The organism is Marinobacter sp. (genome assembly GCF_014859525.1).
Classification (GTDB): domain Bacteria; phylum Pseudomonadota; class Gammaproteobacteria; order Pseudomonadales; family Oleiphilaceae; genus Marinobacter.
Genome location: NZ_JACUUB010000005.1, coordinates 1 through 15190, shown reverse-complemented (window position 1 = coordinate 15190; position 15190 = coordinate 1). Strand labels below are relative to the sequence as shown.

Annotated in this window: 17 protein-coding genes; 4 read left to right on the top strand and 13 right to left on the bottom strand. The window is 55.8% G+C overall.

The features are described 5' to 3' along the window. Nucleotides 1-2 precede the first annotated feature (2 nt). From IBX51_RS02615 to IBX51_RS02585, 7 genes are all read right to left on the bottom strand, one after another. Nucleotides 3-992 carry a YCF48-related protein gene (locus IBX51_RS02615; protein WP_291828431.1) on the bottom strand — a complete coding sequence of 330 codons (990 nt, stop codon included), beginning with the start codon at nt 990-992 and terminating at the stop codon, nt 3-5. Continuing rightward, a complete protein-coding gene (locus tag IBX51_RS02610) occupies nt 982-1905 on the bottom strand; it encodes a hydroxymethylglutaryl-CoA lyase (protein ID WP_291828429.1) in 924 nt (307 codons plus the stop codon). Before IBX51_RS02610 ends, IBX51_RS02615 begins: the two co-directional genes overlap by 11 nt. A 1-nt stretch (nt 1906) precedes the next feature. Continuing rightward, nucleotides 1907-3112, bottom strand: coding sequence for a CaiB/BaiF CoA-transferase family protein (locus tag IBX51_RS02605; RefSeq protein WP_291828427.1), 1206 nt, complete (start codon nt 3110-3112; stop codon nt 1907-1909). Nucleotides 3113-3462: 350 nt separating this feature from the next. After that, nucleotides 3463-4716 (bottom strand): D-amino acid dehydrogenase, encoded by a 1254-nt coding sequence (locus IBX51_RS02600; protein ID WP_291828425.1) that lies wholly within the window; start codon nt 4714-4716, stop codon nt 3463-3465. Nucleotides 4717-4751: 35 nt separating this feature from the next. After that, on the bottom strand, nt 4752-5111 hold the full coding sequence (locus IBX51_RS02595) for a translation initiation factor Sui1 (protein WP_291828424.1): 360 nt from the start codon (nt 5109-5111) through the stop codon (nt 4752-4754). A 21-nt stretch (nt 5112-5132) separates the two neighbouring features. Then, complete coding sequence (locus IBX51_RS02590; protein ID WP_291828422.1) at nt 5133-5660, bottom strand: DUF4136 domain-containing protein; 528 nt, start codon at nt 5658-5660, stop codon at nt 5133-5135. A gap of 73 nt (nt 5661-5733) precedes the next feature. Then, nucleotides 5734-6339 carry a YigZ family protein gene (locus IBX51_RS02585; protein WP_291828420.1) on the bottom strand — a complete coding sequence of 202 codons (606 nt, stop codon included), beginning with the start codon at nt 6337-6339 and terminating at the stop codon, nt 5734-5736. A 10-nt stretch (nt 6340-6349) separates the two neighbouring features. On the opposite strand from IBX51_RS02585, the gene IBX51_RS02580 reads away from it, so the two are divergent. After that, nucleotides 6350-6565, top strand: coding sequence for a hypothetical protein (locus IBX51_RS02580; protein ID WP_291828418.1), 216 nt, complete (start codon nt 6350-6352; stop codon nt 6563-6565). Here the strand turns inward: IBX51_RS02580 and IBX51_RS02575 are convergent. Together IBX51_RS02575 and IBX51_RS02570 are read right to left on the bottom strand one after the other, a co-directional pair. Continuing rightward, the gene (locus IBX51_RS02575) at nt 6542-7858 is read right to left on the bottom strand and encodes a HAMP domain-containing sensor histidine kinase (protein ID WP_291828416.1); all 1317 of its coding nucleotides are present in this window, start codon (nt 7856-7858) and stop codon (nt 6542-6544) included. The genes IBX51_RS02580 and IBX51_RS02575 overlap by 24 nt on opposite strands. Then, a complete protein-coding gene (locus tag IBX51_RS02570) occupies nt 7855-8544 on the bottom strand; it encodes a response regulator transcription factor (RefSeq protein ID WP_291828547.1) in 690 nt (229 codons plus the stop codon). The genes IBX51_RS02575 and IBX51_RS02570 overlap by 4 nt, the downstream gene beginning before the upstream one ends. Nucleotides 8545-8790: 246 nt before the next feature. Here IBX51_RS02570 and IBX51_RS02565 point away from each other — a divergent pair, with 246 nt between their 5' ends. Further along, entirely contained in the window at nt 8791-9957 is a 1167-nt protein-coding gene (locus IBX51_RS02565; protein WP_291828414.1) for a GNAT family N-acetyltransferase, read from the top strand. Nucleotides 9958-10005: 48 nt separating this feature from the next. After that, the gene (locus tag IBX51_RS02560) at nt 10006-10674 is read left to right on the top strand and encodes a hypothetical protein (protein WP_291828412.1); all 669 of its coding nucleotides are present in this window, start codon (nt 10006-10008) and stop codon (nt 10672-10674) included. Nucleotides 10675-10695: 21 nt separating this feature from the next. Here IBX51_RS02560 and IBX51_RS02555 read toward each other — a convergent pair whose 3' ends face one another. From IBX51_RS02555 to IBX51_RS02545, 3 genes are all read right to left on the bottom strand, one after another. Further along, a complete protein-coding gene (locus IBX51_RS02555; RefSeq protein ID WP_291828410.1) occupies nt 10696-12048 on the bottom strand; it encodes a hypothetical protein in 1353 nt (450 codons plus the stop codon). Between the two features lie 89 nt (nt 12049-12137). After that, the gene (locus tag IBX51_RS02550; protein WP_291828408.1) at nt 12138-12446 is read right to left on the bottom strand and encodes an AzlD family protein; all 309 of its coding nucleotides are present in this window, start codon (nt 12444-12446) and stop codon (nt 12138-12140) included. Further along, complete coding sequence (locus IBX51_RS02545) at nt 12436-13176, bottom strand: AzlC family ABC transporter permease (RefSeq protein ID WP_291828407.1); 741 nt, start codon at nt 13174-13176, stop codon at nt 12436-12438. Before IBX51_RS02545 ends, IBX51_RS02550 begins: the two co-directional genes overlap by 11 nt. A gap of 304 nt (nt 13177-13480) precedes the next feature. Here IBX51_RS02545 and IBX51_RS02540 point away from each other — a divergent pair, with 304 nt between their 5' ends. Beyond that, nucleotides 13481-14308 carry a metal-dependent hydrolase gene (locus IBX51_RS02540; protein WP_291828404.1) on the top strand — a complete coding sequence of 276 codons (828 nt, stop codon included), beginning with the start codon at nt 13481-13483 and terminating at the stop codon, nt 14306-14308. A gap of 84 nt (nt 14309-14392) precedes the next feature. Here IBX51_RS02540 and IBX51_RS02535 read toward each other — a convergent pair whose 3' ends face one another. Then, nucleotides 14393-15124, bottom strand: coding sequence for a spermidine synthase (locus IBX51_RS02535; protein ID WP_291828402.1), 732 nt, complete (start codon nt 15122-15124; stop codon nt 14393-14395). Nucleotides 15125-15190: the final 66 nt, after the last annotated feature.

Genomic DNA, 15190 nt, shown 5'->3' with positions numbered 1-15190 from the left:
TTTTAAATATCCCCTACCATATCGTCAGGCCAAACCTGCCAATCACCACCGGAAAGCAAACCTATGGTCTGGCCTGCGACCACGACACCATCGCCCGAGGGCAAAAGGCGGGCGTGATAGCCGTTCGCAAAATTATGGGGTTGGATAAGCTCCCAAAGGGCACCATCTTCAGAGCCGAGAAGCACACCGCCGTTGCCGGTCGCCAGCCAGCGTCCGTCATCACGAATGACGTCGTACAAATGCTCATTGGTGGGAGAGCTGACGGGCTGCCATGTAGCACCGCTGTCCAGGCTCTGGAAAATCACACCGCCGTTACCAACGATGATTCCCTGATCACCGTAAAACTCCACTGAACGCAGGCTCTCCTGCCCAAGCTCAACGCTGTCCCAGGACCGGCCTCCATCACGGGAGTGATAAAGCGTTCCAAACTCCGCCGTTATCCACAGATCACCGCTTATAGCCCGGGTGATGTCGTTTAAAGCCACGTCGCCTTCAATACTGAGTTTTTCCCATTCCTCAGCCCGATGATCAGAGCGGAAAATCGCACCCATCTCGCCAATCGCCCAGAAATGGCCATCTATCCACGCGAGTTTGATGAGCTTTCCGGCAATCTCCGAAACCGGCAACTGCAACGATTTCCATTCTTCGTCGCGGTGTTTACGAAAGGTCCATCCAGCGTTACCAACAGCCACAACGGTGCCGTTATCAGCCGACGCTATGCCCTGCAGATTGACCACCTCCGGCATCTCATGACGGCGCCAGTTTTCGAGCGTTTTACCAGCCTCGAGCACAAGACCGTTGTTACCGGCAAACCAGTAGTGCCCTGAATCGGAAACGCTGACATCGTAGAATAGGTCGCGGGGCTCGTTCAGAGGTTGTGGCAGTGGCAGCGGCTCAACACTTGGCCTGATAAAAGCTGCGGCGTAAGCCAGTCCCCCGACGATGGCCCAAGGCGCCAGCTGAGCAGCGACTCTCATCACCTTAGCTACCATGACGAATGTCTCCTCGTAGCTTGGTATACTGCTGGCTTAACCAACGAAAACTCTTACCCCCAAGAGGCACGCTGGTGAGCTCTTCCGCCAGCTTGACCACAGGCACCAGATCGAGGGGGTCAATGCCCGTGTCATAGCCCATGCTATTCAGCAAGAGCACGACATCTTCGGTGGCGACATTGCCAGTCGCTCCCGGAGAGAAAGGGCATCCACCCAGACCGCCGATAGACGAATCAAACTCGAGCACTCCGCGACCCACTGCGGCGGTAATATTTGCCAGGGCCATGCCTCGGGTGTCATGGAAGTGGCAGGACAGCTTTTCTGCACCAACGTGAGGGATAACGAGGTCGAGCAGGCGTTGAACGTGGGCCGGGTTCGCAGCACCAATTGTATCGGCGATGATGATTTTGGTAGCGCCGGCGGCATTCATCTGACTGGCGTAACGGGCAACGACTTCTGGATCCACAAGTCCTTCAAACGGGCATTCAAAAGCCACCGCCAGGTAGGCTTGAACATCCACACCTTCGTTCCGACCGCGCTCCACAACTGCACCACAAACTGATGCGGTCTCGTCCAGCGACATCCGAATGTTTTTCTGATTCATCGTGTCGGTCACCGAGAGCACCACGTTGACCACTTTCGCACCGGCCGCTGTCGCCAGCTGGTAACCCTTCATATTCGGTACAAGCCCGGCGTAGCGAACCCGCTCTTTTGCAGGCAACCGGGCAAACAATTCTGCAGTACCCGCCATCTGCGGCACCGCTTTGGGCGACACAAAGCTGCCGGCTTCAATATTGTTCAATCCAGCCCCGACCAGAGCCTCGATAAGACGCGCGCGCGCATCAACGGTCAGAGTTTTACCCTGACTCTGGAGGCCATCTCTTGGCCCGACCTCATTAACTCGAATGTTCATATCATTCCCCCCAACCAATGGCCTGAATCGCTTTTAGCTCTGCAATTCGCTGATCGCTGTAGCCAAGTGACCGCAAGACTTCTTCGGTGTGCTGCCCAAGAAGAGGAGGGGCGGTGAACGACTCGGATGAATCAATACTGAGCTTGATCGGGTTGCCTGGCGCCTTGACGGCGCCGCCGTCCGCTTGCGGAATGTCGACCACCATATTGCGAAACAGAACTTGCGGGTCGCTCAGGGCGTCTGAGAATTTGTTGACGGGCGCACAGGGGATGCGCGCACTGGATAGACGCTCTACCCAGTGTTCTGTGGTGTCCGTTTTCAGAAGTTCGGTGAGAATGCCATTAATTTTGTGCTTGTCTGCGAAACGGCCCGGCTGGGTTCTGTACTTTGAGTCCCGGAGCTCATCAATGCCAAGCAGCTCTACCAGATTGTCCCAAAAACTATCAAAAATAACGGCGATAATGACAAAACCGTTGCTTGTTCTGTAAGCATCGTATGGCACGTGAACAAAGTGACCATTGCCAATGGGCGTCGGGTTGTCACCGCTGAGAAAGTACATGGTGGCCATGTAATTCAACATACTGATCTGGCAGTCGAGCATCGAAATATCGACATGCTGGCCGTAACCATTAACGGTTCGGGAATGCAGCGCAGCAAGAATGCCCATTACGGCAAACATGCCGCCACCCAAATCACCGATAGGAATGCCAGCTCGGGCCGGATGCTCTTCGTCGTGACCGGTAATGGACATTCCACCGCCGATACCTTGAACAACCTGGTCAAAGGCTGGTCGCTGGAAATTAGGTCCGGCTTGGCCAAAACCGGTCACGGAACAAGTGATAATCTGCGGATTAATCTTGGCGAGATGCTCGTGGTCAATTTTGAGCTTGGCCGGTACACCGGCGGAGAAATTATCGAGAACAACGTCGGCGTTTTTGACCAGGTCGTAGAAGGTGGCAAGACCATCTTCTGACTTGAGATCGATACAGACGCTTTTCTTATTTCGATTCAGGGTGATGAAGTAGGCGCCCTGGCCGTTGTGGGAGTTTCGTGGATCTTTGGCGAGGAGTGAGCGTGTGCCCTCTCCTTTCAGCGGCTCGACCTTGATGGAGTCTGCACCCATATCTGCCAGCAGCATGCCCGCGTATGGGCCAGACAGCATATGCGTCAAATCGATGATCCGAACGCCTTCCAGTGGTTTAGTCATAATCAGTCAGCACACGGTTGTTGTATTGATGTATTTGTACATAAACGCGATGGAGCGTTTTCAACCTACAACGCAAAGCGGGTGCCAACTATCAAAATAATTCCAGATAACCATTCAAGAGACTGAAAAATAGGGATTATTGCGTACGCACAAACCATTACAGGCGATCCGTCAACTCACCCAAAAACATTCATTTTGAAATTTTGAATTTCATTTTGAAATATTATTGGACGACTATGACGTATCAACGGGTTCACAAGATTAAAGAGAAGGAAGGGAAAGGAAGGCGGTCGAAAAGCCAAATTAGCAGATCAGGGACGAACCCTGATCCCGATCATAAGCGCATCGTGTCACAATCCGGAAAACGTAAAGTCCACCTCAGGCTTTCGCCCGCCAAGGATATCGGCCAGGGCCGCTGCGGAGCCGCAGGAGTGGGTCCAGCCCAGGGTGCCGTGCCCGGTATTCAGGTACAGGTTGGCAAAATGGCTTTTGCCAACATAGGGCACATTGGACGGTGTGGTCGGCCGCAGTCCGGTCCAGAACTCTGCCTGATCCCACTGGCCCGCCTCCGGCATGATTTCCGCCGCCCGGCGGACAATCGCCCGGCACCGGGTATAATTCAGGTCACGGGTATAACCATTCAGTTCAGCCGTTCCAGCCACTCTTATGCGGTCACCCAACCTTGAGTACACCAACTTGTATTCGTCATCCGTCAAACTGACGTTAAACGCCGCATCCTGATTTTTTACCGGCACGGTAATCGAATACCCCTTGGCCGGATAGATATTCAGGAACAGCCCAAGCCTGCGGGCCAGAATGGCGCTGAAGCTGCCAAGGCTCAGCACATAATTGTCGGCCCGCAACGTCTGATGTTTGCCCTCGCTGAGAACCTGGACACCCAGTATTCGGTCGCCAGTACGATCAAAATCCAGCACTTCCGTCCCGTAGACAAACTGCACGCCCGCTTTTTCACAATGGCGAGCGAGCGCTTGGGTGAACTTCCGAGCATCGCCGCTCTCATCGTCGGCAGTGTAGGTCGCTCCGACAATGCGATGGCGTATCGGCGCCAGCGCCGGCTCCCGTTGCACAGCTTGATCAGCATCAATCACCTGCCGATCACAGCCCTGACTTCGCATGATACGGGCGGGTTCCAGGGCGGCGTCGAATTCCGCGGGATTGGTGTAAAAATGCAGAATACCTTTCTCAAGATGGTCGTAGTCAAGATCCATCTCTTTGCGTAAGGCCTGCAATTGGGCTCGGCTGTAAGTGCCCAGATTCACCATCTGGCGGATGTTATGGGCGGCTTTAGCCGAGGTGCACTGCGTCAGGAAAGACAGTGCCCAGCGCCACTGGTACGGATCCAGTCGTGGACGGAACAGCAAGGGAGCATCCGGCTGAAAAAGCCACTTCAGCACCTTCAAAGGCGCGGAGGGATTGGCCCAGGGCTCTGCGTGAGATACCGAAATCTGACCACCATTGGCATAACTGGTTTCCAGGCCGGACATGCTTTGGCGATCAATCACCGTTACCTGATGGCCCTGCGCCTGAAGATACCAGGCCGTCGTAACGCCAACGACCCCGGCCCCCAGTACCAGTACATGCATACCTGCTCCCCTCAACAATTGTGTTTAGTTACACGTCAGCCGCCGGACCGTTTTACCGTCCAGCCTTTCTGCTCCAGCAGCGGCACCAGAAGGTCTCTCTGATCGCCTTGAATCTCCACCACGCCGTCTTTTACTGTACCACCTGTGCCGCATTTGGCTTTTAGCAGTTTGGCGTAGGCCTTCAGTTCTTTATCATCCAGGGGGATCCCGGCAATCAGCGTAACGCCTTTGCCCTTTCGGCCTTTGGTTTCCCGACTGACCCGAACAACACCATCACCCGCCGGCCGTTCCGCTTGCCCGCAAGTACACTCGGCAACCGGGTTCCGGCACTGCGGGCACATACGGCCCTGTTCCGTGGAAAAGACCAGGCCACCTTCTCGTTTCTTCATGCCCATGACGCGAATCCTGTCTGATAATCAGTTCAGGCCCGGAGGGTATTTGGAAAACATTTCCGCGACAACCTCATCGATCAACTTGCGCCGCGTTTCCGGAGACTGGTTTTCGTTAAGGTAGCGTCGACTGGCGGCACGCCAGATGACTTCAGAACTTCTACGATCGGCCAGTTCGACCACCAGTTTACCTTCGGTGATTTCCCGGACTGGTGGCGGGGCCGACACGCCCCAACCGAAATTTCCACGGCCAAAGCCCAGCCCAAGCCCAACACCAACCTGCTCCAGTCGTTCTTCTGGCACTATTTGCCAGCTCACCAACAAATCGGCCTCCCTATCCGGCATTTGCCGCAGAGCCTTACGATTAAGTTCTCTCTCAACCGCTGTTCGCACCCGCGCGTCGTCCAGTGATGTGATTTCAGAGTCCTTTTGCGAAGGCGCGTAAGCCCAGCTGGTGTAATTACCAAAGACCGTCGCAGAGTTGTAATCCGTCACAACATTACTGGCACATCCTGCCAATACGGCGACCATGGCAGCAATAAATAGAACACGCATAGGTTTTCTCCCGTCATGGAGGTTCTTTTCTTCAGTATACGCCCAGCGGCAGCGGTTCGGTTCGCCACGCGAGTCAGCTTTCAAAACGGTAATCCAGCTTCTGGGCGTCACAGAAGGCTGTGAATTCACTTTGTCTGATTTCCGGCAAAGACACCAGAACATCCACCTTTGCGCTGTAGCCAATTGATTCGATATTTCCCTCGTGCCCCTCACACCAGTGCCTCAGCGGCTGTTCATCGGCAAAGCCCAACACTACCCGGGCCTGAACACGGGCGTGCCGAACGACACGACCCACCTCAGAGAGCACGCTTTCAGCCGCACCGGCATAGGCACGAACCAAGCCACCGGCACCCAACTTGATGCCGCCGAAATAACGGATCACGATCACCAGGACATCGCCCATGTCTTTATGCTGGATAACACTCAGGATGGGCTTGCCGGCCGTGCCTGAAGGCTCGCCATCGTCGTTCATCGCTGCTTCTGAGGCCGAACCCGGCCGGCCAATCTGGTAGCCCCAGCAAACATGCCGGGCATCCGGGTAATCCTGATGCGCTTCAGCTACCCGCTCTCGCACTTCTTCACGACTACTGACCGGAAACACACGCGCAATAAAACGGCTCTTCTTCACTTCCGTTTCACGCTCAAGGTATCCTGCAGGAACCGGGTAATCTTTGCTCATGAGGCACCCTATGACATCCGACGATAACGACAACCACACACCTGGCACTGCCAGCCCCGCAAAAATCCGGAAAGCCGCCTGCGGCATTCGGTTTGATGAAGATGAGCTGCAAGAGGGCATCGACTTTTCAGCCGCGGCTGAACTCAAACCCGATGACAAACCTCCCGGGCAAGAGCCAACGCCAGCAGCGGCCACCCCACCCTCAGCCTCCGATGAAAATCGGTAGCTGAATGGAGACCTGCAAGCCGCCATCACTCCTATTGTGAGCGGCAATGGTTCCATCGTGTGCATTGATAATATCCCGGGCAATCGCCAAGCCAAGACCCCAGCCCGAACCACCCCGGGACTGATCCGCACGGAAGAACGGCTCGAACAGATGATCCAACAGGTCATCCGGCGCGCCCGGGCCTTCATCGGCAATGGCCACTTCAATTCGGCCCGGCACTACCGACAAAGATACCTGTATGGATTTACCCGGTGGCGTATGGTCCAGAGCATTCTGCAACACGTTATCGAAAGCCCGCTGCAAGAGCCCTGCGTCGCCGAGTACTGAGAGGGTTTTGGTATTATCGCCAGCCATGAGCTTACAATCTACATCCTGGTGCTCGGCATAATCAGCGGCATCACCCAGTACCCGATTGATCAACGCCAGGGGCCTGACCGGCTCTCGTTCTATCGAGCCGCCGTTTTCCGAGACTCGGTACAGAGTCAGAATCTGACCGGTCATCGTCTCCATTCGTTCGTTCTGGCGCAAGATGCTCTCCATCAGCGCGGCATCCGCACCCGCGTCACTTGCCAGCTCGATCGCCACTCGCTGCCGGGCCAGCGGCGTTCTCAAATCGTGAGAAATATCCCGTAACAGGTGGTTCTGACGCTCCAATAACTGGCACAGGCGATCCGTCATGGCGTTAAAAGCGGTCGCCAATAGCCCCACTTCATCACGGCGATGAGCAATACGGTTGGTTACCCGCAATCGAGTGTCACCCTCGGCAATGGCGCGGGCAGTGCCTTCCATATGCCGCAGCGGCCGGGACACAAACCGTGCGATCCACCAGCAAGCGAGGGAGATCAGGATAAACGCCAGCCCGAGCTCAAAAAACCGGAACAACCGGGGGTCCAACCAACCATCGCCGCCCATACGGGGCCAGGCCACCAGTTGGTAGCCCTCATCCAGATCAATCACCGCCGGTTTGTTCGGGTACCATCCTGACTGAATACGCTCGCGGATGTGACGCGGCAAACGGTGCTCCCCCTGCTCCTTCTCGATCAGCATCAGATGCAGATCAAGGCGCTCGCCTTCGGCACGCAAGAATCGCCAGGCATCGCCCCTGCTTTGCTGTTCGCGCAGGTTTACCGCCTCACTCGCCAGCTCATGCAGGCCTACTTGTCGTTCAATGGCCTGCCGCTCACGGTCCAGCAGGTAGCGTGTGGCAAGGTTGGCGGCAACCACGGTGATCGCCATGGCTAACCAGATCGACAAAAAGATGCGCCAGAATAAAGGGAACATAAAGCGCTTCATACCGCTGGCACCCGGTAGCTGTAGCCCAGCCCCCTGATCGTTTCAATTCTGGGCGGGTCATCGTTGCCGAGTTTTTTACGCAGGTTACTGATGTGCATATCCAGCGTGCGGTCATAGGCCTCAAGTCTGCGCCCGAGGGCCCACTGCATCAGGTCGGTTTTACGCACGACACTGCCGGCGTGCGCCAGCAACACCTGTAACACCTCGTATTCGGTCGCTGTGAGCTCGACCGGCGTATCGTGCTGATAGATCCGCCGTTGCTCCGGCTCCACCCGCAGATCGCCATAGGTTCGGTTGGCGTCTACGTCGGTCTTCTGGTCCCAGGCAATCCGGCGTAAGAGTGCCTGCAGCCGCGCAACCAGTTCGCGGGGGTTGCAGGGCTTGGGAATGTAATCGTCGGCGCCCACTTCAAAGCCGACAATCCGGTCGGTCTCATCACCGCGGGCGGTCAGCAAAATCACCGGCAGATGGGTCTGGCTCCTGAGCTCACGCAGTACATCCAGACCATTGATGTCGGGTAACATGATATCCAGAACCACAATGTCGCAATCCTGCCCCAACGCCAGCGCCAGGCCATCCTGACCGTTGGCCGCTTCGCGCACGGTAAAACCCTGATTGGAGAGGTATCTGGCCAGCAGCTCTCTCAGCTCGTCATCGTCCTCAATCAACAGTACCCGGTTCTGCATAATGGTTTCTCGTTCGTTATCCTCCACCAGTCTAACATGGCCAGTAACCTGTTCTGAGCCGGCAACTTTTTTCTTTACCGAACCTTTACACCACCCTGACACCATCAGACGCGGCTCAGGCGTGGCATCGGAATCCGTGAAACCTTCAGAAAAAGACGCAACAGCACTGCGCTGACATCGAGAAGTGATCACAAGGCGGGTTCTGTCGTATGGTATGTAGGTCGTTAACAGAGTCTGAATCCCATCATGTCAGAACCCGCTTCATTCGAGATTACCCTGGAAACCTGCGCCAGCGTTGCTGATATTCCTCAGCAGGACTGGCAACGACTGGCCGGTTGCAGCAGTCCTTTCCTGCGTTATGAGTTCTTTCAGGCTCTCGAAAGCTCGGGCTGCACCGTTCCAGAAACGGGATGGACGCCCAGCCATCTGATTTTCCGGATAAACGGCGAAATCTGTGGCCTGGCACCCGGCTACCTGAAAACCCATTCCATGGGTGAGTACGTGTTCGACTGGAGTTGGGCCGACGCATACCAGCGTCATGGCCTGCCCTACTACCCCAAACTCCTGATCGCTGTGCCGTTTACACCGTCTCAAGGTTCCAGGTTGCTTTTCAGCGATGCGCTCCGAGCGCAATTAACCCCCCAAATACTCAACGACCTGCTGACCCGACTGACCACACAGGTCGGTGCTCACTCCTGGCATCTATTGTTCCCGAACAAGGCCGATCAGGCCCTGCTGCATCATGACCAGGAATTGCACCGCATCGGCTGCCAGTTCCACTGGCACAACCGGGACTACCAGAGTTTTGATAATTTCCTCGGGGTGCTCACCTCTCGCAAACGCAAATCCATTCGCAAAGAACGGCGCCAAGTCGCAGACCAGGGCATCCGTTTTCGCCACGTTCACGGGCGGGATATCTCAGATCAGGCACTGTCAGCCTTTTACGTTTTTTATCAAGCCACGTATCTGAAACGGGGCCGGCCGCCCTACCTGAACAAACAATTCTTCGAACAGCTCAGAGAAGCCATGCCGGAGCATCTGCATCTGATTTTGGCGGTGCAAGAGGGCGAGATGATTGCCGGAGCACTGTTCCTGGCGGGTGAAGATACACTCTACGGCCGTTACTGGGGGTGCCTGGAAGAATACAACCACCTGCATTTTGAAACCTGCTACTACCAGGGCATTGAACTTGCGCTGGCGTTGGGACTCCAACACTTCGACGCCGGCGCCCAGGGCGAGCACAAGCTGGTGCGCGGGTTTGAACCCACCATAACTCACTCCTGGCATGGCATTCTGCACCCCGGGTTTCGGGAGGCTGTCGAAAGCTTCACTCATGAAGAAGCGAGCCATGTGGTAAGTTACTTTGACGACGCGCAATCAGCCCTGCCGTTCCGACAGCAGGAGCAGGATTAACTTTTATCATGTAAAACCAGGAAAGGAAGTCGACGGAGGTCGAACGCCATGGACACAGGCCAGCTTTGGAACCTTTTGACACTGAACAACCTGCCGCTTTTGCTTGCGGCCGCAGCGCTTCTGTTTGCCCTGATTGCCATCGTACTCATTGCGGGCGCCCGGCGCCGCCATCAGGAACAGATCACCACTCTGCGTGAGCGGGCCGATTGGCTCTGCCGAGAAGTGGACGACATCCGGGTAGTGCAGTTTAACCGGACCAGCCAATCGGGAACGCAGAACCAGGGCTCCTCGGCTCTGGATGGAGCCCGTTACCGGTCGGAAAAAGAAGCCTATGACAAGATCTGGCCCCAGGTTTGGCAACTGTACGAACGCCTCGGTATGTTCCTCAGAGCGGTCGAGGCCGGTGAAGCCGCCGGGGAGTTGCGACTGGAAGCCCGGCACGCGGCGCTCGAAGCCCGTAGCCTGATGAACCGGAATCGTCCATTTTGCAGCGAAGTGGTCGAGAGCCTGACCACGCGACTGATTGACACCGAAATCAAGGCGCACCTGGCCGCCTGCCAGCACCTGGACCTGCTGAAAGACGTCTCCAACGAATCGTCCAGCCACGACCGACGCGTGCTTCAGGACAAATGCCAGAGCCTGCATGAGGGCGACGCCCGGGATCTGATCAATCAACTGGCCGCCTCCATTCGCCAGCGAACCCTGAGAGCGTCGTGACGGTCTGCACCAGCATGTTCGTCAGAGTCTAGCGAACTCCAGATAACGACTGGCCGCCTGTTTCTTTTCATCCTGACTGTTCAGCAAATGCTGGCGAAGCCGGTCGATGATGCTGAAGTAGGCGTCCAGCGGCGATTTCTTCTTGCTCTGCCCTTTTGAGGCGTTGATAAAATCCTGCTGTTTTTTGCGGATCTCGTCGAGCTTCTCCAATGCATTCTGCATGGCTTCAATGCGGGCATTCACGGGACCGGAGCTGTCAGCGTTACTATTGGAACTCGCGTTACCATTCGAATTACCATTGCCATTGCCACCGCGAAAGCCGAGCGAAGTCATCTCCGCTGGAGCCTTTTCCGTGTTCTGTTCAGCCAGATCCAGTTCCTCCAGAGTCCGTACCTCACCATCGGTCGTCAGGTAAATGCCGGAAGCTTTGATCTGGCCGAGCGGAACACCTTGCGGGTTGGTCAGGGTGAAGCGGTCCTCCGTGCTGCCCACGTACAACGCCTGCACGCCCACCTCATCCAGTGACCGCAAAGCACCGCCACCGTCGGCGGTTTGTACCCAGACCGACAGGGATTTGAACACGTCGTCGTTAGCGTCGATCCAGAGGTTGCCGTCATCATCGTATTTGGCCAGTTCACTGAAACCGGAGCCGGTTTGGGGGCCGAATAATTCGGAGCCGTCGTCCACTTTACCGTTACCATTGCGGTCGAACACCAGGTAGCCACTGCCCGCCCCCAGGCTGGCAAACTGGCTGGTCTGGCCGTCGCCGTTCATATCAAACTCGAACAACGTGTCAGTCAACCGCGCGGTGGAAGCGCCGAAGTTGATCACCAGTGGATCGGTCAGCGGGCGTTCCTGAATCTGTATCAGCTCAGAGTATTCATAGGTTCTGGATTGGGACTGACGCAGCGACAAGGTGAAATCAATGGTTTCGCCGTTCTGCAAACTGATGCTGCCGGTGGAGGCAAAGCTGCGGCTTTCACTCTCTGAGTAGAACATGTATTTACCTGCGGTGACCGACAAGCTGCCTTGGGATTCGCCCACGGCATCGCCACCCAGTGCCACACGGCTGATGGTCAGGGCCTGCTGGCCCAACAGAAACAAGTCTGCGGATTTTTCAATCAGTTCGGCGCTGGTAAAGGTAGCAGAACGGTTATCCCCGTTAACCTGGCTTGCGCTGCTGAACGCCAGTTGTTCCTGGCTGCTGTAGCGATACGCCGCCTGCCGGAACAAAGACAGTTCGGTGGCACCGGCCTGCAAACCCTGCTGAGGCAAGCCACCATTTTGCTGAGTGATGCGCAGCTGGCTGCTGTCCACCGCCGATACCTGGCGGGTGCTGTTCTGAAACAGGGAAATCTGACTGGATGAAATCATGGTGCTCACGCCTCAACTGACCTTGTTGATGTATCGGCCAGAAAGCAGAAAACTTGAACGATTTTTAATCAGCCAAAATCAGGCGTTTATTAAAAATAGCGCACCACGGCCGCCGCCAGAAGACCCATGGCAATGGCCGGCAACGGTTTTCGGATCACCAGCATCGCGACACCCGTCGCGACCAGTGCGGCCAGCGCACCCAGATCGCCGGATACTGCCATAGGCACAATAATGGCAATCAGGACCGAGCTGGCCATGGTATTGATAAAGCTTTCAATCCGGGGGCTGATGCGCAGGAACGACATGATGAACACGCCACCAAAGCGGGTCACCAAAGTGGTCAGGGTCATGATCGCAATCAGCCCGAGCACGCCCAGGGTCGTGGTTTCAATGGCCATGGTCGCCCTCCGCCTCTGGCCTTTTTTCTTGAGGCTTTGGTTCCAGCCAGAATAAACCGATTACGCCACCGGCAAGCGCGCCTGCGACCACATGCATGTTGGGCGGCAACCACTTCCAGGCCGCCAGCGAGGCCACGCCGGCAACCAGCCAGGCCACCAGCACCCGCGGCGATTTCTTGCCACCCAACGCCATGGCAAACAGGAAGCAACCCAGCACCATATCCAGACCCAAAGCTTTCGGATTCTGGAGCAAGCCGCCAAAGTAAACCCCGAGGCCGGTACCGATGATCCACGTCAACCAAAGCACCAGCCCACCGCCCAGTATGACCTCCAGGTTACGCCGGCCATTCTGATAATCCTGGGCCGATACCGCCCAGTTGGCATCGGTCAGCAACAACAGCAGTCCGTAACGCCGGCCTGTTGGCACGTCTTTCAGCATCGGATACAGCGACGCGCCCATCAGCAGGTGTCGGGAATTAATAGCAAACACCACGGCCATCATCGGCAGCACCGAAACCTCTGTACCCCACATATCCACCACTGCAAACTGGGCGGCACCGGCAAACACAGTGGTACTCATAAGTATTGCTTCGAGCGGCGACAGGCCCTTCTGGATCGCCGCCAAACCAAAGGCAGCACCAAACGCCACCACAAACAATGAGATAGGCAATAGGCGGAAAAACTCGAGGCGCACGTTGCGCGACTGAAACTGATATGGGTAGGCAGGCATCTATAGAACTTATGACGTAACGCACAAAAACGCGAATAGGTATTAACCGTGACCCGGCAAATTTTTATGCTAAAAGCTCAAGCAGTTACATGAGCTAATCATGTTTATGAGCACGGAGAACGAGCTATTCCTGTCACCCGCCCTATTCAATCTTTGGTTGGTGACCGTGCGCTTCATTACCCCGATTGAGTTTTTAACCCGGTTTTACAACCTTGACCGAACTCTGTCCCTTTATAACCGGTCGAGAGATCACCCTTTACCGTAAAGTTGACCTTGTAGAACAATGAATCAAAGAGGTCAGACCATGTCAGCAGTAACCGCATCATTCCCCGTACGCCGTCAGGATTTCGGTTTTGAAGAAGTTCCACGGCACTGGGTCGACAGTGACCCATTTATGACCCACCTGTTCAATGCACTCTCTGCCTTGTTTCCTGATGGCGAGCGTTTCTTCGTAGACAGCGTGCGCGCAGTGCGCGATCAGATTAATGATCCGCAATTACAGAAAGACATAAGCGCGTTCATCGGCCAGGAAGCCATGCATGCCAAAGAGCATGGTCACTTCAACGAAGGCGCGATCAATCAGGGTTTTGACATAAAGAAGCTGGAACGCTGGACTCGCGGTTTTCTGTCGGCAAAAAACCTGCCGCTGCTGAACAACAAACGGGCACATTTGGCCGCGACCGTCGCTCTTGAACACTTCACAGGCATCCTGTCTGCCCAACTGCTCAAGCGTGAAGACCTGGTCAACGCCATCGACCCCTCCATGCGCACTCTGTGGGCATGGCACTGCGTTGAAGAGAACGAACACAAAGCGGTGGCCTTCGACACCTATGAGACGCTCTATGACAAGAGCGTGGTCGACTACGCCATCCGCATGGGTACCATGGCAATGATCACCGCGCTGATCATGGTGGCCATCCATTCCTTCATCGTGGAATTGATGCGCGAAGACAAGCAACTACTCAACCTGCGCTCCTGGGCCAAAGGCCTGAATCGGGTGTGGGGACCTAAAGGCCTGTTTACCGCGATCATTCCGGAGTACCTGGATTACTTCAAACCAGGCTTCCACCCCTGGCAGCACGACACCGAATTCCTGCTGCACAAATGGCGCAAGCAACTGGGCTTTTCCTGAGATTTTCTGCTACACCCCGATCTGCTTTGACCACCAAAGCGAGGCCTTCAGGGTCTCACTTTGGTGGTTATTGTTTGCAAATCATCAGCCGGGCTTGCGGGCGACGTAGACCGTGTTGAACGATTCCTTGTTCTGAAACGGATTGAAGAAGCTGACAACGTGGCAGTCGACATCAATGAACACGTCGCGCAAGACGGCCATAAACTCGTCGTCTTCGCCTTCATTCGACCACATGGCAAACACGCCACGAGGCTTGAGTTGCCGGGCCATCAGGGTAATGTTTTCGGTGCTGTAGAAGCTGGCGCTGGAATCGTGCAACAAAGCCCGGGGCGAGTGGTCGATGTCGAGCAGGATGGCATCGAATTGCTTGCCGGGCGATTCGGGATCAAACCCGCCGGTTTGCGGATCGGCAATGGCGAGGTCGAAGAAGCTGCCGTGAATGTAACGATTGCGCGGATCGGCATTGAGGTCTTTGCCCAGCGGCACGAGTTCTTGCTGATGCCAGCCGATGACCGGTTGCAAGTATTCCACCACGAGCAATTCGCTGACACGCTGATGCTTGAGAGCTGCCACGGCGGTGTAGCCAAGGCCGAGTCCGCCCACAACGACACTGAGGTTGTCGCCGTCGGTTTCACCCAGGCCGATGTCTGAAAGAGCCACTTCGGCATCGACAAACATACTGGACATGAGGAACTCTTCACCCAGCTTCACTTCGTAGATATCCCGGTCACCCAGTGCCGGAATCTTCCGGCGGCGCAGCGTGATTTCCCCGATCACCGAGGGCTGGCTGTCAATTTGTTCGAAAAGCAGTCCCACAATTTTACTCCCTTAAACTCAATTGCCCTTTGCCTCAATTCGGGCGATATCGCCTGTGGGGGACAG

Excerpts from the sequence above, each read along its gene's own strand:
- IBX51_RS02580 (WP_291828418.1), top strand. The coding sequence starts at position 6,350 with ATGACATCCGACGATAACGACAACCACACACCTGGCACTGCCAGCCCC.
- IBX51_RS02555 (WP_291828410.1), bottom strand. The coding sequence starts at position 12,048 with ATGATTTCATCCAGTCAGATTTCCCTGTTTCAGAACAGCACCCGCCAG.
- IBX51_RS02605 (WP_291828427.1), bottom strand. The coding sequence starts at position 3,112 with ATGACTAAACCACTGGAAGGCGTTCGGATCATCGATTTGACGCATATG.
- IBX51_RS02560 (WP_291828412.1), top strand. The coding sequence starts at position 10,006 with ATGGACACAGGCCAGCTTTGGAACCTTTTGACACTGAACAACCTGCCG.
- IBX51_RS02590 (WP_291828422.1), bottom strand. The coding sequence starts at position 5,660 with ATGCGTGTTCTATTTATTGCTGCCATGGTCGCCGTATTGGCAGGATGT.
- IBX51_RS02540 (WP_291828404.1), top strand. The coding sequence starts at position 13,481 with ATGTCAGCAGTAACCGCATCATTCCCCGTACGCCGTCAGGATTTCGGT.
- IBX51_RS02565 (WP_291828414.1), top strand. The coding sequence starts at position 8,791 with ATGTCAGAACCCGCTTCATTCGAGATTACCCTGGAAACCTGCGCCAGC.
- IBX51_RS02600 (WP_291828425.1), bottom strand. The coding sequence starts at position 4,716 with ATGCATGTACTGGTACTGGGGGCCGGGGTCGTTGGCGTTACGACGGCC.
- IBX51_RS02610 (WP_291828429.1), bottom strand. The coding sequence starts at position 1,905 with ATGAACATTCGAGTTAATGAGGTCGGGCCAAGAGATGGCCTCCAGAGT.
- IBX51_RS02575 (WP_291828416.1), bottom strand. The coding sequence starts at position 7,858 with ATGAAGCGCTTTATGTTCCCTTTATTCTGGCGCATCTTTTTGTCGATC.
- IBX51_RS02550 (WP_291828408.1), bottom strand. The coding sequence starts at position 12,446 with ATGGCCATTGAAACCACGACCCTGGGCGTGCTCGGGCTGATTGCGATC.
- IBX51_RS02595 (WP_291828424.1), bottom strand. The coding sequence starts at position 5,111 with ATGGGCATGAAGAAACGAGAAGGTGGCCTGGTCTTTTCCACGGAACAG.
- IBX51_RS02545 (WP_291828407.1), bottom strand. The coding sequence starts at position 13,176 with ATGCCTGCCTACCCATATCAGTTTCAGTCGCGCAACGTGCGCCTCGAG.
- IBX51_RS02615 (WP_291828431.1), bottom strand. The coding sequence starts at position 992 with ATGGTAGCTAAGGTGATGAGAGTCGCTGCTCAGCTGGCGCCTTGGGCC.
- IBX51_RS02570 (WP_291828547.1), bottom strand. The coding sequence starts at position 8,544 with ATGCAGAACCGGGTACTGTTGATTGAGGACGATGACGAGCTGAGAGAG.
- IBX51_RS02585 (WP_291828420.1), bottom strand. The coding sequence starts at position 6,339 with ATGAGCAAAGATTACCCGGTTCCTGCAGGATACCTTGAGCGTGAAACG.